Below are 24,314 nucleotides of genomic sequence, written 5' to 3' on the forward strand. Positions count from 1 at the left end.
CATGCAACTCGATGCTTTTCGTGAGGCGGTCGGCCGGGCTGCTCGTGCGACGACGATCGCGTCGGGCGAGAACGGTGCGCCTTACGAGCGCGATGCAATGCAATACTCGGGCCGTGCCGCTTGCGTGCTTCTGCCTGCGCATCGCGACGACGTGGTCGAGATCGCGCGCCTCGCGCACGAGCACCGCGTCAAGCTGATTGCACAGGGCGCACGCACCGGGCTGGTCGGGGCCGCGGTGCCCGATGGCACCGGCATGCAATGCGTGCTGTCGCTCGAGCGGCTCGACAAGGTGATCGCCTTCGATGCCGGCAATCGAAGCATCACTGTCGAGGCAGGCTTGCGCATGTCGTCGCTCGATCGATTGCTGGCCGATCGGGGGCTGATGTTTCCGATTGATATCGGCTGCGATCCGAGCGTGGGTGGTCTCGTCGCGACTAACGCCGGCGGAAGCCGCCTCATGAAATACGGCGACGTTCGTCGTCACGTGCTGGGGCTCGAGGTGGTGCTGGCCGACAGATACGGCACGCGTATCGACGCGCTCGCGCCGCTCCGAAAGAACAATACGGGTTTCGACGTGAAGCAGTGCTTCATCGGTGCCGGCGGCGCGCTCGGCATCGTGACGGCGGTGTCGCTCGAGTTGGCGAGGCGCGAGCGATCGTCGGCGGCGTTCTTCGTCGCGTTCGACAGCTTTGAAGGCGCGCATGCGACAGTCGCAGCGATCGAAGACGCATTCGGCGACCTGCTTGCCGCGTTCGAAGTGATAGCGTCGGACACGCTCGCGGCCACGCTTTCCGCATTTCCCGTTCTGAGAGCGCCGTTGCCCGTCGATGCGGGCCGCTCGTTCGCGCTCATCGAGGTGGCAACGGCGATGGCCGGTCTGGACACCGTCTTCGCAGAGCGAGGTGCAACGGTACTGGAGGAGTTGTCGCGACGCGGGCTCGTCGCGAATGCGGCGCTCGATACCTCGCTCGAGACGATCTCGCTGTTCTGGCGCATACGTGACTCCGTCCCGCTCGCGTTGGCAACGCTGGGCACACCGATTTCGTTCGACGTCGCATTCTCGCGAACGGACGTTGCACCTTTCCTCGCCGCTGTCGCCGAATGGCTTCGTCACTCCCATCCGCTTGTCGCCGCGCACGTATTCGGGCACTTCGGCGACGGCGGCGTGCATCTTGTCGTCCTCGTGCCGCATGACGCGCGGGACCTGTACACCCCGGCCAAGGTTGCGCTCATGCGAATGGGCGTGTACCGAATCGTCGAGGCACATCGAGGCAGCTTTTCGGCGGAGCATGGCGTAGGGCCAGCCAACTTCGCGTTTTACCGCACTGCGACGCGCGAGCCGCAGCGACGCGTGGCAGCGCAACTGCAACGGATATTCGACCCGGAGCGCGTGTTGGGCCGATGCGGCTATGACGCCGCCGAATCGGGCGCGCCCGAGAGGTCGCTCCATACCGATCCATGAGACCGATAAGAGGGGAACCACATCATGCACGATGCCGATGCCGTCTATGAGTTCGTCCGCGAACGCGAGTCGAGCGCGCGCACCTATGCGAATACGTTCGACGCTGTGATCGAGCGCGGCAACGGCACCGCTGTCTTCGATACAGCCGGTCGTCGCTACCTCGACTTTCTTTCGTGCGCCGGGACGCTTGCGACAGGCCACAATCACCCCGTCGTGATCGATCGCGTCAAGCGCTTCCTCGATAGCGGTCATGTGATGCAGGTGCTGGATATCACGACGCCGGCGAAGCACCGCTTTCTCGAGCGCCTGTTCGACGTACTCCCGCGCTCGTTCAGCGGCCGCGCGCGCGTGCAGTTTTGCGGGCCGACAGGCGCCGATGCGATAGAGGCGGCCGTCAAGCTGTTCAAGACCGCTACCGGCCGGCATTCGGTGATCGCATTTCACGGCGCCTATCACGGTATGACGGCCGGCGCCCTTGCGCTGACGGGCAGCCTCGGCGCGAAGGAGAAGGTTGCAGCGTTGATGCCAGAAGTGCACTTCATGCCCTATCCCTATTCGTATCGCTGCCCTTTCGGGCTCGGCGGGACGCAGACGGCGACGGCGTCGCTGCACTATATCGAGCGGATGCTCTCGGATCCGGAGAGCGGCATTCGGAAGCCGGCCTGTGTGGTCGTCGAAGCGGTTCAGGGCGAAGGGGGGGTGATTCCGGCCCCGCTGGACTGGTTGCGCGGGCTACGTGCTTTGACGCATCGCCTCGATATTCCGCTGGTACTCGATGAAGTGCAGGCTGGAATCGGCCGCACTGGGTCGATGTTCGCATTCGAGCAAGCCGGGATCGAGCCCGACGCCATCGTATTGTCGAAAGCGATCGGGGGAGGGTTTCCGCTTTCGCTCGTCGTCTATGACGACCGCTATGACGTTTGGCAGCCGGGCGCGCACGCGGGCACTTTCCGCGGAAATCAGATAGCGATGGTGGCGGGGGCCGCGTGCTTTGATGTGATCGAACAGGAGGGGCTCGTCGAGGCCGCCCGCGCGAAGGGTGACCACCTCGGTGAGCGCCTTTCCGAATTGGCGAAGCGGCATACGGCCGTTGGAGACGTGCGCGGCCGTGGCCTGATGTGGGGCATCGAACTCGTCGACGCGACACAAGCGGCCGACGCATTGGGTGCACTGCCGGGTGCCGGCCGCCTGGCTCGCGATTTGAAGCGTTACTGCTTTGCGCATGGACTGATCGTCGAAACGGGCGGCCGCCACGGCGCTGTGTTGCGGTTACTACCACCGCTGACTGTCACGACGGCCGAGATCGACGAAGCGCTCGCCATCGTCGCCGCGGGCCTCGACGAGCTGGCTTACGGTGAGAGCAGGCCGAGTGCCATGGCGCGGCTGATTGCGTGACGGCGGCTGTAGGTGCCGAGTTTGCGCGCCGCCTTGGCGATATGGAAGTTCACGGTTCGCTCTGAGATCGAAAGGATTCTGCCGATCTCCCAACTCGTCTTGCCGGCCGCGCTCCAAGTAAGGCAGTCGAGCTCGCGCCGGCTCAAAGCGATCGACTCTTGAGCCGGCGCGGGCGCGTCGGCCGCCTGCGTTGCCGCCTCCGTCTCCAATGCCGGCTCCTGAACTGCGTCTGCTTCGGCCCCTTTCGCGTTGAGTACTCTCGTCATGGCTTCATGGATGAAGCATGCGAGCAGTTGTCCATTTGCGAGTTGGTCGACTCGCAGTTGCAGCGGCTTGTCCGAATCGTCGTCCACGACAAGGCTAAGCAAGCTGAGGTCGTTGTCCTTGCCTCGAACCGGCGCGCTGAATCCGGCCGTCAAGCCCCATTTCGCCGCTTCCTCGGCGAACTGGACCTGCTCGGGCGTAGTGAATACACCCGGTCCCCAGACGAGCGGCAGGTTCGATGCGTACGCATGCTGGACCGTCGGGTCGATCGCCGCGTATCCCCGTGCGGCGTAGGTCTGCAGCCAGCCTTCGGGAAATGTACCAATCATCTTGACGGGCGGCATCGCCGGGCTCGCGACGTCGATTCGCAGGCCAAAAAGGAAACGCATGAAGCCCATTGATGATGCGACCTTGTCTGCTGCATGAGTGAGTGCGTCCAACGTTTCGCACTGGAGCAGAGAGTAGGCATCTTCCAGCTCGCACATGGTGTACCTCGTGAGCACTGAGTCGGGTAGCGATCTTGTCAGTGGAGCCAGCGATTTTGAGGGCGGCATGTGACACAATTTAGAAGATGAAATGGCGGAACTAGCATTTGAAGCAGTCCATTTCGAAGAGCTTGCAAATTTATAACTAACGAATTACACCGAACGGATCATGAGGATGCGGGTCACCTCTGCGCAAGCCACTCGCAGGACGACAAAAAGAAGGGGAACTGCCAGAGAAGTGAACGATGCCTGCCCAAGGCACCGGCGAGATTAAACGAGGCAAGGAGTGCGTGGGTCGACTTGGCGGAGCTTGTGAGTGCTCGTTCCACCCTGCCGGCGGCACACTCACGCGCGCCGCCAGTCACGTCGGGTCAACGCGTTGAAATATACATCGTGATCTCGAAGCCGAGCCGAAGATCCTCATAGTGTGGCTTGGTCCAATGCATGTTGCTCTCCTGAGTGGGGTTGGGGAAGTTGCGACCGGCCCTATGCCGGCAGCGGCCCTTTGGAAAAAGGGCATTCGGTGAAAGCTGGGTGGCCGTGATCGGCAACAAAGTTATCGAACAATCATTTTTGGTGGCCGGCCGGATTTCTGTCAAGTGATCCATCGATAAACAAAGATAGGTATTTGTACCGAGGCTCGATTAGCCGTCGGATTGTTGACTGTTGAGCGATCGATAAGTTATCGTCCGATAAGCTCATGAGGCGATGAGCCGCAGCGGACACTATGTTTGGTGCTTGCCTGGCATCTGAAGATCGGGATGGAGACCATGAAAGCGAAGCGACTACCTGTCATGACTCGAATTACTGTTGCTGCTGCGGTAACTGCGGCGGCCCCCTGCTCGGCATTCGCGGCCGCTGGGCCGGGCGAAGTTCCTGGCGGTGCTGGCTCTGTCTGGCTCACTTACAACAACGATTACTCAGGTCAGCGGTTTTCTCCACTAAAGGAGATCAATGCAAAGAACGTATCGGGACTGAAGGAGATCTGCCGCCTTCCACTGTCCGATGGCGGGTCCCTTCAGGCGGGGCCGGTTATTGCCGACGGGTCAATGTTCGTGACAACCGCCCTTGATACCTTTGCCATTGACCCGAGCGGTTGTAAGTTGCTGTGGAAGACGACCCATGAGGCGACCGCGTACATGCCATTTCCGGTCAACCGGGGCGTGGCTTACATGAACGGTGCGATCTTCCGCGGTACGCCTGATGGCCATCTCGTCAGCATGGATGCCAAGACGGGAAAGGTGCTCTGGGATGAGGTGATCGCGGATACGTCATATGGCGAATTCGCGTCCGCCGCGCCGATCGCTTGGGGTGGCGTCGTATATATGGGGATTGCTGGAAGCGATTGGGGCATGCGCGGCCGGATCATGGCGTATGACGCAGCGACAGGCCGGGAATTATGGCGCTTCAATACAATTCCGCGCGGCACCGAGATCGGTGCGGATACCTGGAAAAGACCTGGCTCAGCAACAATAGGCGGTGGCGGCACCTGGAGCTCGTACACGCTGGACATTCGAGATGGCGAGCTTTTCGTCACCGTTGGAAATCCCGCTCAGGATTCGCTCCCCGACACCCGTCCGGGCGACAACTTGTTTACCGACTCTCTGGTCGTGCTCGACGCTCGAACTGGGAAGCTCAAGTGGTGGTACCAGACAGACAAGAACGACCCGTGGGACTATGACCTGAGTGCTCCGGCCATGCTCTACCTCACCAAGGGTATCAAGGATGCTGTCGCCGTGGCAGGCAAGGACGGATACCTCTATGCCGTTGACCGTATGTCTCACAAGCTGATGTTCAAGACCGCTGTCACGACTCAGTTCAAGGGCGGTCCGAAACCAACGAAAGGTGGGACTCGAGCTTGTCCTGGCTTCCTTGGGGCATCCGAGTGGAACGGCCCTGCCTATGACGCGAACAACCACCAGATCGTCGTCGGAGCCGTTGACTGGTGCAGCATCCACAAGGTGACCGGGCCAAACTACGAGCGGGGGCAGTTGCGCTACGGTGCGGACCTGAGCAACGAAAAGTCGGCAAGCGGCTGGATCACTGCCGTCGATGCGGAATCGGGCACAGTCAAATGGAAATACCACACGGAAGCGCCGGTGGTCGCAGCCGTGACGCCCACAGCGGGCGGCATTACCTTCTCGGGCGACACCGCCGGCAACTTCCTGGCGCTCGATTCCTCCAGCGGTGCTTTGTTGTGGTCGAAAAAGGTCGATGGCGCGCTGGGTGGCGGAATCATTACCTACTCTTCGAACGGCAAACAATTTGTTGCCACCCTAACCGGCAACGTGTCACGTTTGACCTTCGGTGGCGATGGAGTCCCTAGCGTGGTCATCTGGGGGTTGTAAGGGCTCGCAATGAAAAACCTGATCGCTCTGGTTATAGCGGTAGCTGCCACTTGTACGCCTCTGCTCGTTGCGGCAGAGGCGAGCAGCACAACGGCCGATGCGTCGCCTGTGGCGGCGACCGCAGGTGACCCCGCAAGGGGAAAGCACCTGTTCAATCACTACTGCATCGTTTGCCACGGCACCGGCGGCGGTGGGGGCATCGGCCCGTCTTTAAAAGGGTTGAGCAATCGACTATCGGCTCAGGACGTTGCGAAGCAGCTGACCAACCCACGAGCAGCCATGCCGAAGTTCAGTCCTGGGCCGTTGAGTGACCAGGACGTTCGCGACGTCGCGGCATACGTGCTAGCGCTCTGATGCGGAAATTGCGAGCGACTTGCACCCACGTTGCCACGCGCGACGGCGAAATGCTGTCTGGCCGATCGAATGGAGCGCGGCTCAAACTCGACCGCGCGCCGTGGCAGATTCAAACGTGGTCGCAAACGACGATCGCTTGCCTTTTCAGACGAGAACATCGGAAAGACTGGGATAGTCCGTGTAACCCTCCTCGTCGCCGCCATACCAGCCGACGGGACGGGGCTCGTTGAACGGGCCCCCGCGCTGGATGCGTTCGGGCAAATCAGGATTGGCCAGAAACGTGCGCCCGAAGGCGATGGCGTCGAGGCGTCCGCTCTGCACATGGTCCATCGCGGCCGACGGTGTGATGCCGCCGTTACCAATCAGCGTTCCGCGAAAGCGCGGCTTGACGATCTCGAGCAACTTTTGCATATCAGGTGCGCCGGCCCAGGCGTTGGTATCGGCAATGTGGATGTAGGCGACACCGAACTCGTCGAGCATTTTGGCCACGGCTGAGAAAGTGCTGACTGGATCGGGATCGCGGGTGTTGTTGTAAGCCGCGGTGGGAGAGAGGCGCACTCCGACACGGTTGGCTCCAACTGCACCGGTTACGGCTTCCGTTACGCGACGCAGGAACATCAGCCGCTTTTGCAGGCTGCCGCCGTATTCGTCCTGACGGCGGTTGATCGTTGGTGATAGAAATTGATGAGGGAGATAGCCGTTGGCGGCATGAATCTCGACGCCATCGAGACCCGCACGGATCGCGTTGACTGCGCCGACACGGTATTCCTCGATCGTAGCTTCGATCTCGGCGACGGTCATTTCGCGCGACGGGGTAGCCGCGATTCGTGCGTACCTGCCATTGGCAAGCTGTGCCCACACCTGAAGCGCGTCGAGATCGTCGTTGACGCCCGATGGCGACAACGGGGGCTCGCCATTCAGAATGGCGTCGGCGCCGACTCGGCCGCAATGCCAGAGTTGCAGGAAGATGTGACCGCCCGCCGCATGCACCCCGTCGGCAATCGGCTTCCAGCCGCTGACTTGGTCCTGGCTGTAAATACCCGGCGCCTTCTCAAAGGCACAGGATCGAGGCGAGACGTTAGTCGCTTCGGTGATGAGCAGCCCAGCTGAAGCGCGCTGCGAGTAGTACTTCACGCTGATGGGATGCGGAACGTCACCGTCCTGCGCGCGGCAGCGCGTCAGCGGAGCGAGCGCAATCCGATTGGGTAACCTTAGCGAGCCCAGATCCAGCGCGTCAAACAGTTGCGGCATATAACCTCCTAGCTTTGTCATGCAATCACGGTGGAGAAGGCGACCTGCATTTCAGCGGTAGCATCGGGAGCATGAGTCGGGCCCCCGATCACGGTAGCGAAGAGCGAGACAGCCTTCGGCAGAGTAGTGCCAGTCATTGATTTGTTGCTATTGACGCTCTGATGCCTGTCTCGCATTTGACGAGTTGCTCCCGGAACAGCGCTCGCTCGCGCTTTGCAGCTTGCGATCGGTCCGTCACTGAAAAGAGCCAAATGCCGGCGAAGGCGACGATCATCGAGAACAGCGCGGGGTACTCATACGGATAGATGGCATGAGAATGGTGCAGAACCTGGACCCAGACCGTCGGGCTCAGAACGGTCAGAACAACCGCTGTCAGGAGACCGAGCGTTCCGCCCACCACCGCACCGCGAGTCGTGAGGCCGCGCCAGTAGATCGACAGGAGAAGCACGGGAAACGTTGAACTTGCGGCTATGGAAAAGACCAAGCTGACGATGAATGCGATGTACTGCTTTTCGAATGCGATCGTGAGTAGCGTGGCCAGAATACCCAACACAACCGTCGTGGCACGAGAGACCATCAGTTCCTCGCGGTCGGTCGCCCGACCCTCGCGCAGCGCATTGGCGTACAGGTCATGAGACACTGCGGACGCGCCGGCAAGTGTCAATCCGGAGACTACGGCAAGAATCGTAGAGAACGTGACCGCGCAGATGAACCCGAGGAAGAAGTTCCCGCCCACAGCGTGGGCAAGGTGTATCGCAACCATGTTGACGCCGCCCATTAGTGTGCCGTCGGGGTTGTGATAGGCCGGGTCCGACGCAACGAGCGCGATGGTGCCGAATCCGATGACGACGATGAGCGCGTAGCCGCAGCCGACGATTCCGGTCGCATGCAGGATGCTCTTGCGGGCCTGCTTGACGTCGGCCACAGTAAAGAAGCGCATGAGGATGTGTGGCAGGCCGGCCGTACCGAAAATGAGCGCCAGGCCCAGCGATACGGCGGAGATTGGATCATGAACGAGGCCTCCCGGTCGCATGATCGCATCGTGACGCGCATGAATCTGTACCGCCGCCGCGAAAAGCGCATCGGGATTGAATGCGAAGCGACGCAGTACCATAAAGGCCATGAACGCGCAGCCGGAGAGCAGCAGCACGGCCTTGATGATCTGAATCCACGTCGTTGCGAGCATGCCGCCGAAGAACACGTAGACGACCATTAGCACGCCAACGCCGATAACGGCCGGAAGATACTGAACCCCGAAAAGCAGCTCAACGAGTTTGCCGGCGCCGACCATTTGCGATACGAGATAGAGCAGCACGATCACGAGCGAGCTGATCGCCGAGAAGGTTCGCACAGGCCGCTGCCGTAGCCGGTAAGACACGACGTCGGCGAAGGTGAAGCGACCCAGATTGCGCAACGGTTCCGCGATCAAGGCAAGGATGATCGGCCAGCTCGCGAGAAAGCCGATCGAATAAATCAGGCCGTCGTAGCCGTTGGAAAACACGAGCGAGGAGATGCCCAACAGCGATGCGGCGGACATATAGTCGCCGGCGATGGCCCAACCGTTCTGCGCGCCGGTGATTTTTCCTCCGGCTGCATAGTGGTCCGCGACTCCGTGGTTTTTCCGCGCCGCCCACCGGGTGATGAACAACGTGGCAGCCACGAACGCGAGAAACATGGCGATGGCAAGGGGGCTGTGCGCATGATGCAGCACGTTTGGCGCTGCCCCGGTTGCAGCAGGGGGAGCGCCCCATGCGCCGGCGGCGGGAAACACGGCCAGCAACGTCAGGATCTTGTGGCGCGTCATGATTGCTCCTCGCAACGGATATCGGCCAGCATGACGTCGTAGACGGTATTGGCGCGATGCACGTAAATGGAGACCAGTGCAAATGTGAAAGCGAGCATTCCGAGGCCTATAGGGATGCCCCATGTAGTGGGATGCCCAGTGACGATCCGGGTGCCGAGGGCGCCTGGGGCATAGGCGATCAACAGAATGAACGCGAAATAGGCCACGAGCATGGCTGAGGCCAAGGTGCACGAAAAGACCCGCCGCCTTCTGACGAAGTTGTGAAACCGTACGTCACCGAGCATGGGCGGCGCCGTTGCCGGTTTGGCATCGGGGCTTGCCGATCGGGAGCCGCCCGAACATGCTGCTGCAATGTCTGTCATCTTTCCTTCCTCCTGGGATACTCATTTCCATGCGAGAACACCGGCTCTAATGGCCGATTGCCTGCCTCGCATAGGCTGCTAAAGAGTCGGGGCTACCGCGGTCTCTCGCATGACTGCGTCGGGAGTGCGGTATTTCTCGGCCATTTCCCGTTCAAACGGTGTTTTCATTTGGGCCTGCATATAGGCGCCGAGATGGCGTGCATGCTCGACGATCGCGCTGCCGAACTGAAGGCGATGAGTTTCGTAGTCGGCCAGCGCTTCGTAAATGTCGTCGGTGGTGGAGAGCGACTTGGCAAGCTGAAGAGCGTCCCCGGCAGCCTTGGTGACGCCCATGCCGCAATGCGGGCGCGCGACAAACGCAGCATCACCGAGCAACGCAAGCCGGCCGAATGCCAACTGGGGTACTTCCAGGTCGTAGATCGGCTGGAATAGAGGCACCCGCGTCTTTTCGACGATTTCCGCGAATTGTGGGGCGAGTAGTGAACGCGCGGCATCACGAATGTCGGCGAGTACGTCCGGGCGAATCAAATGCGGAGGGATGCCGTTCGGATGACATTTGCCTGACGCGTCCGTGAGCAGGTCACGCAGCGTGCTCGCTTCATCCGTAGGCCGATACCAAACGAAGTTGTAGCGGCGTTGACCAGGCTGCGTACTGTTGCCCGGGCCGGCCACCGGGTAGCCGAGCATCTGCTCGCCTGCGGGCAGGCAAAAGCCGAACTTATCGAATAGCGCTTCCCAGGCCACAGGCGAGAGGTCGCGCTCATCAACCAACCCTCGCCAGGCGATATAGCCGGCGTACTCCAACTCGACGTTGGGCAGATACTTTTGACGGATATTCGAGCGGAACCCGTCGGCAGCTACGACGAGATCGGCTCGTAGTGTCGTATTGTCCGATAGCGTGACTTGGGCGTGGTCGGCGAAGCTTTGCACACTTTGCACATCGGCACCGGAGCGATAGCAGGCATCCGGCAGTACCGAACGCAAAACATGGTACATCTTGCTCCATGCGGTCAGCGTTTGCGTCAGCGGGCGCGAACCGATCACAGTACCGTCAGGATTTAAAGTCACTCGGCTGGATACTGTAACGCCGATATCGCCGTCCACTTCAACGCCCGCCGCGCACAAGGCGTCAAAGAGTTCGGGGTGAGTGACGATACCGGCCCCGCGGCCCGCGAGCTCCTCGGGAACACGCTCGAGTACCGTGACATCCCAGCCGTGGCGCAGCAGCAGATTGGCCGCGAAAAGACCACCGAGCGAGCCGCCCACGATGACCGCATTTCTGCGGTCGCTAAAGTGGCGTTGCATGTCAGATACCTCCGGGGGTTAGGTCATTTGCCGCGGGCGACGTTTGCTCGAGTGCGGCGGCTTCATGAGCTGGGAAATTCAGTTCGATCGTCACGCCAGAGGGATCTTCGACGAACACTTGGTGCAAACCCAGGCTCGGGACCGTTCTATCCCTCCATTCGAATCCGGCCGCCCGCAACTTGGCGTGAAATTCGATGAGGCCGGTCGCTAGGAAAGCAATGTGATCCACCGTTCCCGTGCCGCTGGCTGGCAACGCCTTGTCGCCCAGGTACTTGTGGAGACCGCTGTGATCGCTCGGGTCGACACCGATGATATGGACCACGCCGAACTCGGACTCGTCGTCGCCGTTGTAGAGCCAGACGCCCGGAAAGTCGAAGGGAGGACGGAAACCCTCCCGAAAGCCCAGTATCCGGGTGTAGAACTGTCGTGACTTGGCGAGATCCGTGGTGCGGATCGAGTAGTGCGCTAGTTTGGTGGTCGGCATCCCCGTCTCCAATGTTTATCGATCGATCAGTAATCGGTTGATAAATTATAGAAGTGTTCTTCATGGTCGTGTCAAATGATTCTGCATAGGTGTTTACCCATTGCGGGGGCGGGAGATCGAACGAGCAAGCTGCACGGGAGCCTGGAGCAGCCAGCTTGGCGACTTCTTGCTACAATTTATCGGCCGATTGGTAGAATCAGGGTTGGCCGCTGTCGAGGCGGGTGCAAAGGTGACGATATGGATAGAGACGGAGCGAAGGCGGGGCGGGAGATGTCAGAGACGACGGGACGCCGGCTTCCGCCCGAGGAGCGGGAGCAGCAGATCGTTAGCAAGGCCATTGATCATTTCACCCGCAATGGATTCTCCGGCAGTACGCGTGAGCTGGCCAAACAGATCGGGGTGACTCAACCCTTGCTTTACCGGTACTTCGCGAGCAAGGACGAACTCATCGAGCGGGTCTACAACGAGGTTTTCCAATGGCCTCGGGAGTGGGAGCGGATGATCACGGATCAGTCTCTGCCGCTTGCCGAGCGGTTGTATGCCTTTTATACGAACTACGCATCGGTGATTTTGCGTGAGGAATGGACCCGGATATTCATCTTTGCTGGCCTGACGCGCGAAGGAATCAATAACAAGTACCTCAATAAGTTGCGCAGCCGGATTTTCCTGCCCGTGTTGGCCGAGGTGCGCGCGGAGTTCGGGATCGATGAACCGCACGATGCGACAGAGCTCGAAGCGCAAGTCGAGATGATTTGGGGCTTGCATGCTTCCATTTTCTACCTTGGCGTGCGTAAGTGGGTCTATGGCTTGAAGGTGCCCGCGAACCTCGAGGCGGTTGTCCGACAGAAAGTCGACATGTTCCTGTACGGTGCGCCGGAGACGATGCGCGCGCTGCAGCAGGCGCGTGCCTAGTAGCCGCGCGCACTGGAGGGCTCAGCCTCCGACATTGAAGCAATGCAAGCGAACGCCTATTCCGTTGGGCGAGGCCCTTCGACATGCGTGTAATGAATGTCGAAGGGCTTGTTCGTGATGAACAGAAACGTAACGTCGTTATCGCCCTGGGCACCATGGCTCATTGTCGTGCCTTCCGGAAACCACACGAAGCTGCCGGGCCCGAATGACCCCGCGCTCGTAACGAGAATTCCGTCGAGCACATACATCCCATGCGCACAGTTGTGCCAATGCGAAACGTTGGTAAAGCCCGCTTTGTAGCAGACCTTGGCAACGGACATACCCGTCTCTCCGTCGACGATGCACACCTTCTGCAGAATCGATGCGTTCAGTTCAGGAACGGAAAGCTGTGTCCACGGCACCGTGTTTGTATCGACAACCTTGACCTCATGCTCGTCCATTGTCGTGCTCCTGTCAGTTTTCGTGCGAGCGCCGTCAGCGTGTCGCCCGTTGCCGGATGGCTCGCATCGAGCATGGTGGTTTCTGAAAGTGACTCTCAGTAACTGACGGGCTGGCATTCGGCAAAGCGCTCCGCATGCCGGGTTGCCAAGCGTCCGTGCATTCTATCGCAGAGACGGCAGGTACTGTAAACATCATGATGCAATCGCATCACTAATTCTGATCGGCATTCATACTTCCCGCTAGGCCCAAGGGGGGAAAGTGCGGTCTCGTCCGCGCGCTCTTTGACCGACTTCTTGTCGAGATAAAAAGGAGGCGCCGACAAAATATATGTATCAGGTACTTGACACATAAGCGCGATGTGGCCGACCATGTGCTCGCAGCATCTTCCGGTCAACCGGACTACGGCGGCTGACTTCGCAAATTGCGAGCCCTCGGGCAGCCGCGCGTCTGGCTTTTTCATTCTGATGAGAGACCAAGCGAGCGAGATATGGAGCGTAAGTTCGATACCGGCCTGGACAAGAACCCCGCCAACTATCAGGCGATGACGCCGATCCGTCTGCTCGACCGCGCAGCCGACGTGTTCCCCGACCGGACCGCGGTCATCCACAAGGACAAGCGCTACACGTGGGCTGAATATGCACAGCGTTGCCGCAGGTTGGCGCGAGGCCTGATCGGCGCAGGCATCCAGCGCGGCGACACCGTTTCGATCCTCGCAACGAATATCCCGGCCATGCTCGAGGCGCAGTTTGGCGTGCCGATGTCAGGCGCTGTATTGAACTGCATCAATATCCGGCTCGACGCTGCCGGGATCGCGTTCATCCTGCGGCATTCGGGGACGCGCTTGCTGTTCGTCGATTACCCGTTTGCGGCTGTGGCGCGCGAGGCCATCCGTATCGCCGGCATCAAGATCGATGTCGTTGACATACGTGACGACGACATTTCCGGCGCGGAGCCGGCGCGGACGATGGAGTACGAGAATTTTCTCGCTTCTGCTCCGGACATGCCGATCCTTTATCCGCAAGACGAATGGGACGCGATCGCGCTGAACTACACGTCCGGCACGACAGGCAATCCGAAAGGCGTCGTGTACCACCATCGCGGGGCGTACCTCAACGCACTCGGTACGGTCATCTACGCAGGGCTGAATGCCGGAACGCCGGTCTACCTGTGGACCCTGCCGCTTTTTCACTGCAACGGCTGGTGCTATGCATGGGCGCTGGCGGCCGTGGCGGGAACGCATGTGTGCCTGCGCAAGGTTGTCATCGAAGACATCTATGTCGCGCTCGACAAGTACGGTGTCACGCATTTCTGTGGCGCACCGGCCGTACTGAGCTCGCTGGTCGGGGGCAAACCCGCCGGCTGGACAAAGCCCGCCAGGCCCATCACAGTGGTATGCGCCGGCGCCTCGCCGCCGGTGACGGTAATCAAGCAGACGGAAGCGCTCGGCTTTACGGTGCTCCACGTGTACGGCATGACCGAGCAGCACGGCGTGAACACGGCATGCGTGCAGCAGGATGGTTGGAGAGGGATGCCTGACGATGAGCGGTTGGTGCGCATGGGGCGCCAGGGCGTCCGCACCGCCGTCGCTGACGAGATGATCGTCGCCAATCCCGAAACATGCGATCCGGTTCCACGCGACGGCAAGACGATGGGCGAAGTGATGTTCCGCGGCAACCTCGGCATGAAGGGGTACTTGAATAACGCCGAAGCGACGCAGGCGACGTTCGCAGGTGGCTGGTATCGAACGGGCGATCTCGCCGTCGTGCATGACGACGGCTACATCGAGATCAAGGACCGCTCAAAAGACATCATCATTTCCGGCGGCGAGAACGTATCTTCGATCGAAGTGGAGGAGGTCCTTAGCTCGAATCCGGCCGTGATCGGCGTGGCGGTCGTTGCCGTGCCCGACGAGAAGTGGGGCGAGGTTCCGTGCGCGATTGTCGAGCTGCATCCGGATCATGCCGGACTCCTTTCGCAGGACGACCTGATCACGTTCTGCCGCGCCAGGTTGCCCGGCTTCAAGACCCCCAAGCATGTGATCTTCGAGCCGATTGTTCGCACGGTAACGGGGAAAGTTCAGAAATTCGTGCTTCGCAAACACGCAGCCGAAGTCATTGCCACGCGCCGAAATCGAAGCGGTCCGTGAACGAGCGAATCAGAGAAGGGACCAGCGAGGTCCCGCGCATGGTGATCGGCCGCATGGCCCTCACCGACTAACCGAGTAACGACTATCACCCATGGAGTATTTAAATGCGTGGTCTTAAAGATAAAGTCGCTGTCATCACGGGAGCGGCCGGGGGCATTGGCCGCAGCCTCGTGCAGCGCTTCTGCGAGGAAGGCACTCACGTAGTGGGTTTGGACCTCAGTCAGTCAGGTCTCGATGAACTGAAGAACGAACTAAGGCAGTATGCCGAGCGCCTCACGTTGCTTCCGCTTGACATAACCGATCACGCGGCCGTCAAGCGGACGATTCAGCAGGTGCACGGGGATCTGAAGCGCATCGACGTACTCGTCAACAACGCCGGGTGGGACGTCGCGATGCCGTTCCTGGAAACGACGCCGGAATTCTGGAACAAGGTTGCCTCGATCAACTTGATGGGCCCGCTAAACCTGCATCACGCGGTGCTGCCGATCATGGTCGCGGAAGGCGGCGGGAAGATAGTCAACATCGCGTCGGACGCCGGCCGCGTCGGCTCATCGGGCGAGTCCGTGTACTCGGCATGCAAGGGCGGAATAACGTCATTCAGCAAGACCGTCGCTCGCGAGTACGCGCGCAAGAACGTGCGCGTGAATGTTGTCTGCCCCGGGCCGACGGACACGGCGCTACTGCGCTCGTTCATGGGCGAGGGCGAATTCGGACAAAAGGTCTATGACGGGCTGCTGCGCGCGATTCCGCTGAAACGCCTGGGGCAGCCCGCCGACATTCCCGGCATCGTTGCATTCCTCTCGAGCGATGACGCCGATTTCATCACCGGACAGGTCATTTCCGTTTCCGGCGGCTTGACCATGCATGGCTAAGGAGATGCCACAATGAACCACTATACCGACATCCTCTATGAAGCGAAGGCGGGCGTCGCCCGAATCACGATCAACCGCCCGGAGAAGTACAACGCGTTCCGCGGGAAGACTTGTGATGAGCTCATCGATGCAGTGCAGCGCGCCGGCTGGGACAAGTCGATCGGCGTGATCGTTCTAACCGGGGCCGGCGAGAAAGCGTTCTGCACCGGCGGCGATCAGTCGGCGCACGACGGCGGCTACGATGGTCGCGGCGTGATCGGGCTGCCGGTCGAGGAACTGCAGGGCGTCATCCGCGATGTGCCGAAGCCGGTGATCGCTCGCGTCAACGGTTATGCGATCGGCGGCGGTAACGTGCTCGTGACTTGCTGCGATCTCGCAATTGCAGCCGATTCCGCGCAGCTTGGCCAAGTGGGCCCCAAGGTCGGCTCGGTCGATCCGGGTTTCGGAACGGCTTTTCTGGCTCGCGTGGTCGGCGAAAAGAAGGCGCGAGAGATCTGGTTCCTGTGCCGGCGCTATACCGCGCATCAGGCCCTTGCAATGGGCTTGGTCAATGCGGTTGTACCGATGGCCGAGCTGGACGCCGAGGTAGATCGTTGGTGTCAGGAGATTCTGCAACTGAGCCCCACTGCAATCGCGATTGCCAAGCGCTCGTTCAACGCGGACTCGGATTCGATCCGTGGCATCGGTGGACTGGGAATGCAGGCATTGGCGTTGTACTACGGCACAGCTGAGTCGCATGAAGGCGTCGCGGCCTTCATGGAAAAGCGTAAGCCGCGCTTTCGCCCCGATCCGAGCGACGGTTCCGAAGCATGAGCGTCGAACTTGCTTATCGCGGTGATATCGCGGTCATCACGCTCAACCGCCCGGAGGCAATGAACGCGCTGAACGCCGGCATGATCGATCGAATCGGCTCGCTGATCGACGAGGCGGCGGCAGCATCACCCCGCGCTTTACTGTTTACCGGCGCGGGCGGCAAGGCATTCTGCGCAGGTGCGGACATCAAGGAGATGCTTGAGCGAAGCAAAGGCGAGCATCGCGCCGCTGCCCGAGCCGGTCAATGCACGTTTGCCAAGCTCGACTCGTTGCCGTTTCCTTCGCTGGCCGTCATCCAGGGGGTGGCGCTCGGCGGCGGGCTCGAGTTGGCGATGGCCTGCACGTTTCGCATCGCCGTTGCCGGCGCGAGATTCGGGCTACCCGAGATCAAGCTCGGCCTCATCCCAGGCTACGGCGGTACGCAGCGCCTGCCGTTGCTGATCGGCAAGGCACGAGCGCTCGAGATGATCGCGAGCGGCCGGTTGGTGGATACGGAGGAAGCGGCTCGGCTCGGCTTGGTTCACCGAGTAGTCGACGCGGGCGAGCCCGTCGAACTGGGGATACGTTTTCTGGATGGGCTGGGCGTCCGTTTTCCAGCAGCGCTGAGTTTCGCGCGAACAGCGGTGGACAAGGCGCTGACCGTGTCACTAGAGGATGGCTTGAAGCTAGAGGCCGATCTATTCACTGCCGCGACCCAGACTACGGACGCGGGCGAAGGGATGCACGCCTTCCTGGAAAAGCGCAAGCCGGCATTCACTGGAAGGTAATCGCCAGTCATTTCCGCCGGCTCGCGATCAGGAGACAATCGATGAACCAATATGCACCGCCTATTGCGGATATCCACTTCGTGCTCAGGGAACTGGCCGGTCTGGACGAAATCGCAGCACTGCCTGGATTTGAAGACGCCACTTGGGACGTCACGAGTGCCGTTCTTGAAGAAGCAGGGGCCTTCGCGTCAGGCGTCATTTCGCCCATCAACCGGAGTGGCGACATCGAAGGAGCGCGCATCGAGAATGGGTGCCCGCGGATGCCTTTGGGATGGCGGGACGCATACGCGCAATTCGCTCGTGGTGGCTGGAATGGGCTATCGGTACGCAAGGCGCTTGGTGGGCAAAACCTTCCTCGGCTCGTCGCGGCCGCAGTCGACGAGATGTGGAACGGAGCCAGCGTGGCGTTCGCATTGCTGCCAATGCTGACGCGAGGTGTGATCGACGTCCTCGATCAGGTTGGATCCGCGGCGCTGAAGGCCAGGTTCCTGCCTCGGCTCGTCAGCGGCGAATGGACCGGAACGATGGTGTTGACGGAGCCGCAGGCAGGCTCGGATCTCTCTGCGGTTCGCACTTGCGCGCGGCCGGCCGGCGATGGCACCTATCGGTTGTCAGGCACGAAGATCTTCATCACTTACGGCGATCATGACCTTTGCGAGAACATTGTGCATTTGGTCCTCGCGAGAGTTGAGGGGGCGCCAGCTGGCGCCAAGGGCATTTCGCTATTTGCGGTTCCGAAGAGGCATGTGAACGAAGCCGGCGCACTCGGCGAATACAACGACGTGAGATGTGTGTCGCTGGAACGCAAGCTTGGTCTGCATGCCACGCCCACATGCGTGCTTGCTTTTGGTGATCAGGCTGGGGCGGTCGGGTACCTGGTCGGTGATGAGAACCACGGGCTCGAGAACATGTTCATCATAATGAATGCTGCACGGTTCGCCGTGGGGCTGGAGGGCGTTGGCCTCGCCGAGCGCGCGTACCAGTCGGCGCGTGCTTATGCGTCTGAACGCGTCCAGGGCGCGGAGTCCGGCAGCAGCAGCGGCGCGAAAGTAGCGATCGTTCGGCACCCTGATGTTCGCCGCATGCTCATGAGCATGAAGTCGCGCATCGAAGCGATGCGCGCCCTCGCACTCGTTGTCGCCGCCAGCATGGACAAGGCGGAGTGGCATGGCGATCAGGGCGAGCGGGCGGCAAATCGTGCGTTCGTTGAGTTGATGATGCCTGTCGCGAAGGGCTGGTTTACGGAAAACGGTCTGGATATCGCGTCAATGGGTATCCAGGTACACGGCGGTACCGGCTTTATCGAAGAAACGGGCGCGGCACAGTACCTGCGCGATGCCCGAATCACGACCATCTATGAAGGGACGACCGGCATTCAGGCGATGGATCTTGTCGGTCGAAAAATATGCCGGGACGGGGGTACGGCGATTCGTGCAGTGATCCGGTCCATGAGAGACGTTCAGGTGGATCTGGAGCTGGATGAACACGGTGATCTGCGGGCGATCGGCCGGCAACTCGGCCAGGCGATTGGCGAACTATCCAATGCCGCAAATTTCCTTGTCGAAACGTATCGATATAGCACGAGGCTTGCGCTCGCCGGATCCGGTCCGTTCCTCGATCTCCTCGGCACAGTTGCCTGCGGATGGCAAATGGGTCGAGCAGCGTTGGCAGCACGGCGTTTACTCGCGCCCGAACGAGTCGATAACGCGTTTCTACAAAACAAGATCATCACCAGCCGATTCTATGCAGACCATATCCTTTCGCGTGCGACTGCACTGAGCCATGTCGTCGTTCATGGAGCGGAAGTGACGTTGGCGATGGACGAGGCTGGGTTCGCGGGATAGTCCCGCTGCACACTAAGGAGCAATAGAAATGAGTAATACCGGATCCGCGTCATTCCTCCGCGAACTGAATCCGAACCGAGTCGAAGCGACGAAGCGCGAAGCCTTGTTGGAGAACCCTGGGTTCGGGCGTGTATTTACCGACCACATGGTGACGATTCGATATTCCGAAGGGCGTGGTTGGTATGACGCCAAGGTCGTTGCGCACGGCCCGTTCAGTTTTGATCCTGCCACGCTGGTGCTGCACTATGCGCAGGAAATTTTCGAGGGTATGAAAGCTTATCGGTTGCCGGACGGCGGCGCAGCACTATTCCGCCCGGATGCGAATGCGCGGCGTTTCCGCAATTCCGCGGAACGGCTCGCGATGCCCGCGCTGCCCGAGCCATTGTTCGTCGATTCCGTGCGGGAGCTCGTACGGGTGGACCGCGAGTGGATTCCGCGGACCGACGGATCGGCGCTCTATCTGCGGCCCTTCATGATCGCAACCGAAGCCGTGCTTGGCATGAAGCCCTCGCCAGATTATCTGTACTGCGTCGTGGCCACGCCGGTCGGTTCCTACTTCAAGGGAGGCGCTTCCGCGGTAACCCTGTGGGTGTCGGAAAACTTTACGAGAGCGGCGCCTGGCGGAACGGGTGACGCCAAGTGCGGTGGCAACTATGCCGCGAGCCTCGCGGCGCAAGCCGAAGCCATTCGCGAAGGCTGCGACCAGGTAGTGTTTTTAGATGCAGTTGAGCGTCGTTGGGTCGAAGAGCTCGGCGGCATGAACGTGTTCTTCGTGTTTGCCGACGGATCAATTCAAACGCCGCCGCTGACGGGAACCATCCTCCCCGGCATCACGCGAGCTTCATTGATCACGCTCGCGCGCGATCTGGGCCTGACCGTTCGCGAGGAGCCGTACGCGATCGATCAGTGGCAGGCGGATGCGCAACGCGGAAAGCTCGTTGAAGCCTTCGCTTGCGGCACGGCGGCAGTCGTGACACCTATCGGCAAGGTGAAGGGCCGAACGCATGAGTTCACAATCGGAGACGGCAACCTGGGACTGGTAACTGCACGGCTGAAGTCCGCACTGCTTGATATCCAAAATGGGCGCGCGCCGGATCACTATGGCTGGCTGGACCGCTTGTTCTGAGCGAGGACTGACCGGATCAACCAGGCTTATCTGTAAGGAAGGACCTTAGCCGGCTTCAAAAACGGGCCGAGGAAAAAGGAAGGACCGTGACGCCAAGGGTGTCACGGTCCTTTTTTCATTCCGCCTCTTTTGAAGGCGGTGTTAGTCAAGCAGCCTTGATATTGCTGCTCAGGGTGCCTCCGTCGCCGCTTTTGGCGGAGCCGGAGAGCGCCGCGAGCACGTTTGCGCGCCGGACGACGTGATCTTGAATCGCCCGCTCCTTGACCGGCCCAAAGCCGCGGATATCCATCGGGAGCGAGGCGAACGTTATCGCCTGGTCCAGCTTCTCTAACGAAAGCTGTGAGCAGACCTTGCGGATGTCATCGAAATACTCGGCGACGAGACGGCGCTCCGCGCGTCGTTCGGCCGTATAGCCGAAGATGTCGAGCGCGGTGCCGCGCAGCTCGCGCATGCCGGCCACAACCTTCAGCACCGGGAAAATCCACGGTCCGAACTTACGCTTCTTCGGACGGCCCGTTCGCGGGTCGATGCTTGACAGGAGGGGCGGTGCGAGCCAGATGGAAACCTTCTTCGCATCGGAGAACTGTGCCATCAGAGACTCGCGGAATGCCGGCGTGGTATAGAGACGCGCGACTTCGTATTCGTCTTTGTAGGCCATCAATTTGTAGGCGCTCCGTGCGACTGCCGTCGCAAATGCGTCGTGCTTCGGCGCAATCCTTGCATCCGCTTCGCGAGCCAGCATGACGAGGTCAACATATCGCTTTGCGTACGCACTGCCCTGATATTCCACGAGCCGTTGCCGATGGATTTCCACCAGTTGATCCAAGGTGGTGGCTTCTTGGATGGACGGGGGCTTCGGCGCTTCAATGGCTGCCAGTGCATCCGGTTTGGCTGCGATGATGCGCCCCCAGTTGAACGCGGACTTATTCATGTCGACCGCTGCGCCGTTGCGTTCGATGACATGGTTGATCGCGTCGCGGCTCAGCGGCACCAGGCCTTTTTGCCATGCATAACCGAGCATGAGGGTGTGCGTCGGCAACGTGTCGCCGAAGATGCTCTGCGCGATCGTGCCTGCATCGAATGCATGGAACGATTCGTTGCTGCAACGCTTGCGGACGCGGTCTTGCATCAGCTTCATCGGCGGTGTTGCATCGCGGTCGGTAATGAAGTCAGGCGTCGGCGTCGGCGCGAGGTTGAGCACGGCCGCGGTTCTGCTTGCCGACAAGCGAAGCAGCGAATCGGGCGCGGCCGAAACGACGAGGTCGGCGCCCAGCAGAAGATCCGCGTTGCCTTCGCCGATGCGCGAGGCTGCTATCTGATCATCGGTTGCGGCAATGCGCACTTGGCTGACGACCGCGCCGTTCTTTTGAGACATGCCGGTGAAGTCGAGCACTGTCGAGGCGAGGCCGTCGATGCCGGCCGCCGCGCCTAGGATCGCACCCATCGTCAGCACGCCGGAGCCGCCGATGCCGGTGATATAGATGTTGAACGGCCGACCGAGCGCGGGCAGCTTCGGCGCGGGCAGGGCCGCCACGAGTTCTGCTTCGATGCCCGCGACTCGCTTGCTGTCGGGCTTGCGGACCTTCACGCCTTCCACTTCGACGAAGCTCGGGCAGAAGCCCTTCACGCACGAGAAGTCTTTATTGCACGCGCTCTGGTTGATGGCGCGTTTGCGGCCGAGCGGCGTCTCAAGAGGCTCGACGGAAATGCAATTGGACTGGACGGAACAGTCGCCGCAACCCTCGCAGACTTCATGATTGATGAAGACGCGCCGATCCGGGTCGGGCAACTCCTTGCGCTTGCGGCGCCGCCGTTTCTCGGCGGCGCAGGTCTGCTCATAGACGATTGCAGTAACGCCGGGGACTTCTCGCAGTTGCCGTTGGACAGCATCGAGTTCGTCTCGATGGTAGACGCCCACACCAGGCGCGAGCGTCTTGTTGCCTTGCCAGCGCGTCGGATCGTCAGTCACGAACGCAATTTTTTCGATCCCTTCGGCTTGGAGCTGGCGCGTGATCCCGGCCGGATCGTTCGTTCCTTCCGTCGGCTGCCCGCCAGTCATGGCGACAGCGTCGTTATAGAGAATCTTGTAGGTGATGTTGGTCTTCGCGGCGACAGCGGCGCGAATGGCGAGCAGGCCTGAGTGCTGATAGGTTCCGTCGCCCAGATTCTGGAACACGTGCGCGGTCTTGGAGAACGGCGCCGCGCCGATCCATTGGGCGCCTTCACCGCCCATGTGGCTCGCGACTTTGGTCTTCAGCGCCGGCTGGGACAGCGCGATCACGTGACAGCCGATGCCGCCGCCGCTGATCGAGCCTTCCGGCGTGCGTGTCGACGTATTGTGCGGGCAGCCCGAACAGAAGAACGGCGCACGCACCGGGATGACCGCCGCGGCGGGCTTCTTGGCGGCCGCATCGAGCTCGCTAAGGCGTTCACGGATGTCCGGCGCGTCAACGCCGTTGGCCTCCAATCGACGCACCAGTGCTCTTGCGACCAGGTGCGAGCTGAATTCCCATGCCTCGGGCAGGAGCGTATTGCCCGCTGCGTCGGTTTTTCCGGTGAGGACAGGGCGTTGCGATTCCGGGCGATGGAATAGGGCGTCCTTAAGTTGTGCCTCGACGTTCGAACGCTTTTCCTCGATGACAAGCACTTCACGATTACCAGCCGCGAATTGACTGGCGCCCTCGGTTTCGAGGGGCCAGCTCATCGCGACCTTGTACACCGAAACGCCCATGGCGCGCAGCTTCTCGTCGCTGAGGCCGAGATCCTGGCAAGCCTGCATGAAGTCCTGATGCGCCTTGCCGACCGTGACGATGCCCAGGCGCTTCGTCGGCGCCGCGAGAATGACGCGGTCGAGCTGGTTAGCGCGCGCCCATGCGCGGGCGGCGGGAAGCCGCTCGTCGATGAGCCGGCGTTCGTACTCACCACGTTGAGCGGGCCACGAGAGCGTGGGGTCCCAATTCAGACCATGCGCGGGAACCGCGAAATCCGTAGGCTCGCGAAATGTCGGCCACGATCCCATGTCGATCGTGGCTGCGGTTTCGACGACTTCAGCGATTGTCTTCAACGAGACCCAAAGACCGGCATAGCGGGACATCTCGATGCCCGCAAGACCGAACTCGATGACTTCCCGGACATTGCTGGGCTGAAGCACAGGGATCGAGGCGGAGTGAAAGATCCCGTCGGTTTGATGCGGCCACATCGAGGACTGCGCGGCATGATCGTCGCCCGAAATGGCCAGGACGCCGCCCAGCTTCGACGTGCCCATCATGTTGGCATTGCGGAACACATCGCCCGTCCGGTCGACGCCCGGCCCTTTGCCGTACCAAATGCCGAACACGCCGTCGACCTTGGTTTCGCCAAAGACGGTGTGCACCTGCGCGCCCCACAACGCGGTCGCAGCGAGGTCTTCGTTGAGACCGGGCTGGAACACGATGTCGTGCGCAGCAAGCTGTTTCGAGGCTTTCCAGAGCTGCTGGTCATAGGCGCCGAGCGGCGATCCGCGATACCCGGAAATCAAGCCGGCGGTATTGAAATTGCGCGTACGATCGCGCTCGCGTTGGATCATCGGCAGACGAACGAGCGCCTGAATGCCAGTGATAAACGTCCATTGTCGGCTTGTCGCCGAAGCAATTGCGTCGCGCGACGTCAGGGCAGTATCCACGAGTGTCTCCAGGAAAATAAATCCTATTCGAACTGATGTGCCAGTTTAGGATGTCGGCCGCGTGGTTTTGCACCAATTTGAATTATTCAATGCACGAAAACGTAGTCGCTTGAACTATCAATTGTTATTGAATTGGTTCAAAGTGACTACCTTGGCGGCTCATATGAATGGAGCAGGCTCCAGAGGGCGGAAGAAGCGCGCGCAGCAGTCGTTAGAGA

Annotated in this window: 20 protein-coding genes; 11 read left to right on the forward strand and 9 right to left on the reverse strand. The window is 60.8% G+C overall.

Annotation, left to right across the window (positions count from 1 at the left end):
* Position 1 precedes the first annotated feature (1 nt).
* Both B0G57_RS03850 and B0G57_RS03855 read left to right on the forward strand, forming a co-directional pair.
* Positions 2-1,462 (forward strand): FAD-binding oxidoreductase, encoded by a 1,461-nt coding sequence (locus tag B0G57_RS03850; protein WP_104489561.1) that lies wholly within the window; start codon positions 2-4, stop codon positions 1,460-1,462.
* A 24-nt stretch (positions 1,463-1,486) separates the two neighbouring features.
* Complete coding sequence (locus B0G57_RS03855; RefSeq protein ID WP_018439651.1) at positions 1,487-2,857, forward strand: diaminobutyrate--2-oxoglutarate transaminase family protein; 1,371 nt, start codon at positions 1,487-1,489, stop codon at positions 2,855-2,857.
* Here the strand turns inward: B0G57_RS03855 and B0G57_RS03860 are convergent.
* Both B0G57_RS03860 and pqqA read right to left on the reverse strand, forming a co-directional pair.
* Positions 2,812-3,675, reverse strand: coding sequence for a LuxR family transcriptional regulator (locus B0G57_RS03860; RefSeq protein ID WP_083925520.1), 864 nt, complete (start codon positions 3,673-3,675; stop codon positions 2,812-2,814). The genes B0G57_RS03855 and B0G57_RS03860 overlap by 46 nt on opposite strands.
* A gap of 302 nt (positions 3,676-3,977) precedes the next feature.
* The gene (gene pqqA, locus B0G57_RS32230; protein ID WP_018439649.1) at positions 3,978-4,214 is read right to left on the reverse strand and encodes a pyrroloquinoline quinone precursor peptide PqqA; all 237 of its coding nucleotides are present in this window, start codon (positions 4,212-4,214) and stop codon (positions 3,978-3,980) included.
* 153 nt (positions 4,215-4,367) lie between these two features.
* Between pqqA and B0G57_RS03870 the strand changes: the two genes are divergently transcribed.
* Positions 4,368-5,954 (forward strand): pyrroloquinoline quinone-dependent dehydrogenase, encoded by a 1,587-nt coding sequence (locus B0G57_RS03870; RefSeq protein WP_104489562.1) that lies wholly within the window; start codon positions 4,368-4,370, stop codon positions 5,952-5,954.
* 9 nt (positions 5,955-5,963) lie between these two features.
* Positions 5,964-6,308: a c-type cytochrome gene (locus B0G57_RS32330; RefSeq protein ID WP_018439647.1), complete on the forward strand. Its 345-nt coding sequence runs from the start codon at positions 5,964-5,966 to the stop codon at positions 6,306-6,308.
* A 144-nt stretch (positions 6,309-6,452) separates the two neighbouring features.
* Here the strand turns inward: B0G57_RS32330 and B0G57_RS03880 are convergent, their stop codons facing one another.
* The 5 genes from B0G57_RS03880 to B0G57_RS03900 form a co-directional block, all read right to left on the reverse strand.
* Positions 6,453-7,559, reverse strand: coding sequence for an alkene reductase (locus tag B0G57_RS03880; RefSeq protein WP_018439646.1), 1,107 nt, complete (start codon positions 7,557-7,559; stop codon positions 6,453-6,455).
* Between the two features lie 133 nt (positions 7,560-7,692).
* On the reverse strand, positions 7,693-9,363 hold the full coding sequence (locus B0G57_RS03885) for a cation acetate symporter (RefSeq protein WP_018439645.1): 1,671 nt from the start codon (positions 9,361-9,363) through the stop codon (positions 7,693-7,695).
* Entirely contained in the window at positions 9,360-9,725 is a 366-nt protein-coding gene (locus B0G57_RS03890) for a DUF485 domain-containing protein (protein ID WP_026229483.1), read from the reverse strand. The genes B0G57_RS03885 and B0G57_RS03890 overlap by 4 nt, the downstream gene beginning before the upstream one ends.
* 78 nt (positions 9,726-9,803) lie before the next feature.
* Complete coding sequence (locus B0G57_RS03895) at positions 9,804-11,030, reverse strand: FAD binding domain-containing protein (RefSeq protein ID WP_018439643.1); 1,227 nt, start codon at positions 11,028-11,030, stop codon at positions 9,804-9,806.
* 1 nt (position 11,031) lies between these two features.
* Positions 11,032-11,514 (reverse strand): VOC family protein, encoded by a 483-nt coding sequence (locus tag B0G57_RS03900; RefSeq protein WP_018439642.1) that lies wholly within the window; start codon positions 11,512-11,514, stop codon positions 11,032-11,034.
* Positions 11,515-11,784: 270 nt separating this feature from the next.
* On the opposite strand from B0G57_RS03900, the gene B0G57_RS03905 reads away from it, so the two are divergent.
* The gene (locus tag B0G57_RS03905) at positions 11,785-12,426 is read left to right on the forward strand and encodes a TetR/AcrR family transcriptional regulator (RefSeq protein ID WP_020566071.1); all 642 of its coding nucleotides are present in this window, start codon (positions 11,785-11,787) and stop codon (positions 12,424-12,426) included.
* 56 nt (positions 12,427-12,482) lie between these two features.
* Here B0G57_RS03905 and B0G57_RS03910 read toward each other — a convergent pair whose 3' ends face one another.
* On the reverse strand, positions 12,483-12,866 hold the full coding sequence (locus B0G57_RS03910) for a cupin domain-containing protein (protein WP_018439640.1): 384 nt from the start codon (positions 12,864-12,866) through the stop codon (positions 12,483-12,485).
* A gap of 488 nt (positions 12,867-13,354) precedes the next feature.
* Between B0G57_RS03910 and B0G57_RS03915 the strand changes: the two genes are divergently transcribed.
* The 6 genes from B0G57_RS03915 (at position 13,355) to B0G57_RS03940 (ending at position 20,435) form a co-directional block, all read left to right on the forward strand.
* Positions 13,355-15,013, forward strand: a complete 1,659-nt coding sequence (locus B0G57_RS03915) for an AMP-binding protein (protein ID WP_018439639.1) — start codon at positions 13,355-13,357, stop codon at positions 15,011-15,013.
* Between the two features lie 104 nt (positions 15,014-15,117).
* Positions 15,118-15,885 (forward strand): glucose 1-dehydrogenase, encoded by a 768-nt coding sequence (locus B0G57_RS03920; protein WP_018439638.1) that lies wholly within the window; start codon positions 15,118-15,120, stop codon positions 15,883-15,885.
* Positions 15,886-15,897: 12 nt separating this feature from the next.
* On the forward strand, positions 15,898-16,698 hold the full coding sequence (locus tag B0G57_RS03925) for an enoyl-CoA hydratase-related protein (protein ID WP_018439637.1): 801 nt from the start codon (positions 15,898-15,900) through the stop codon (positions 16,696-16,698).
* Positions 16,695-17,465, forward strand: coding sequence for an enoyl-CoA hydratase/isomerase family protein (locus B0G57_RS03930; RefSeq protein WP_018439636.1), 771 nt, complete (start codon positions 16,695-16,697; stop codon positions 17,463-17,465). Before B0G57_RS03925 ends, B0G57_RS03930 begins: the two co-directional genes overlap by 4 nt.
* Positions 17,466-17,506: 41 nt before the next feature.
* Positions 17,507-19,309, forward strand: coding sequence for an acyl-CoA dehydrogenase (locus tag B0G57_RS03935; RefSeq protein ID WP_018439635.1), 1,803 nt, complete (start codon positions 17,507-17,509; stop codon positions 19,307-19,309).
* A 28-nt stretch (positions 19,310-19,337) separates the two neighbouring features.
* Positions 19,338-20,435, forward strand: a complete 1,098-nt coding sequence (locus tag B0G57_RS03940) for a branched-chain amino acid aminotransferase (protein WP_020566070.1) — start codon at positions 19,338-19,340, stop codon at positions 20,433-20,435.
* Between the two features lie 145 nt (positions 20,436-20,580).
* On the opposite strand, the gene B0G57_RS03945 is transcribed toward B0G57_RS03940, so the two are convergent.
* Complete coding sequence (locus B0G57_RS03945) at positions 20,581-24,096, reverse strand: indolepyruvate ferredoxin oxidoreductase family protein (protein ID WP_018439633.1); 3,516 nt, start codon at positions 24,094-24,096, stop codon at positions 20,581-20,583.
* Positions 24,097-24,314: the final 218 nt, after the last annotated feature.

The sequence above is a fragment of the Trinickia symbiotica genome (genome assembly GCF_002934455.1).
GTDB lineage: Bacteria > Pseudomonadota > Gammaproteobacteria > Burkholderiales > Burkholderiaceae > Trinickia > Trinickia symbiotica.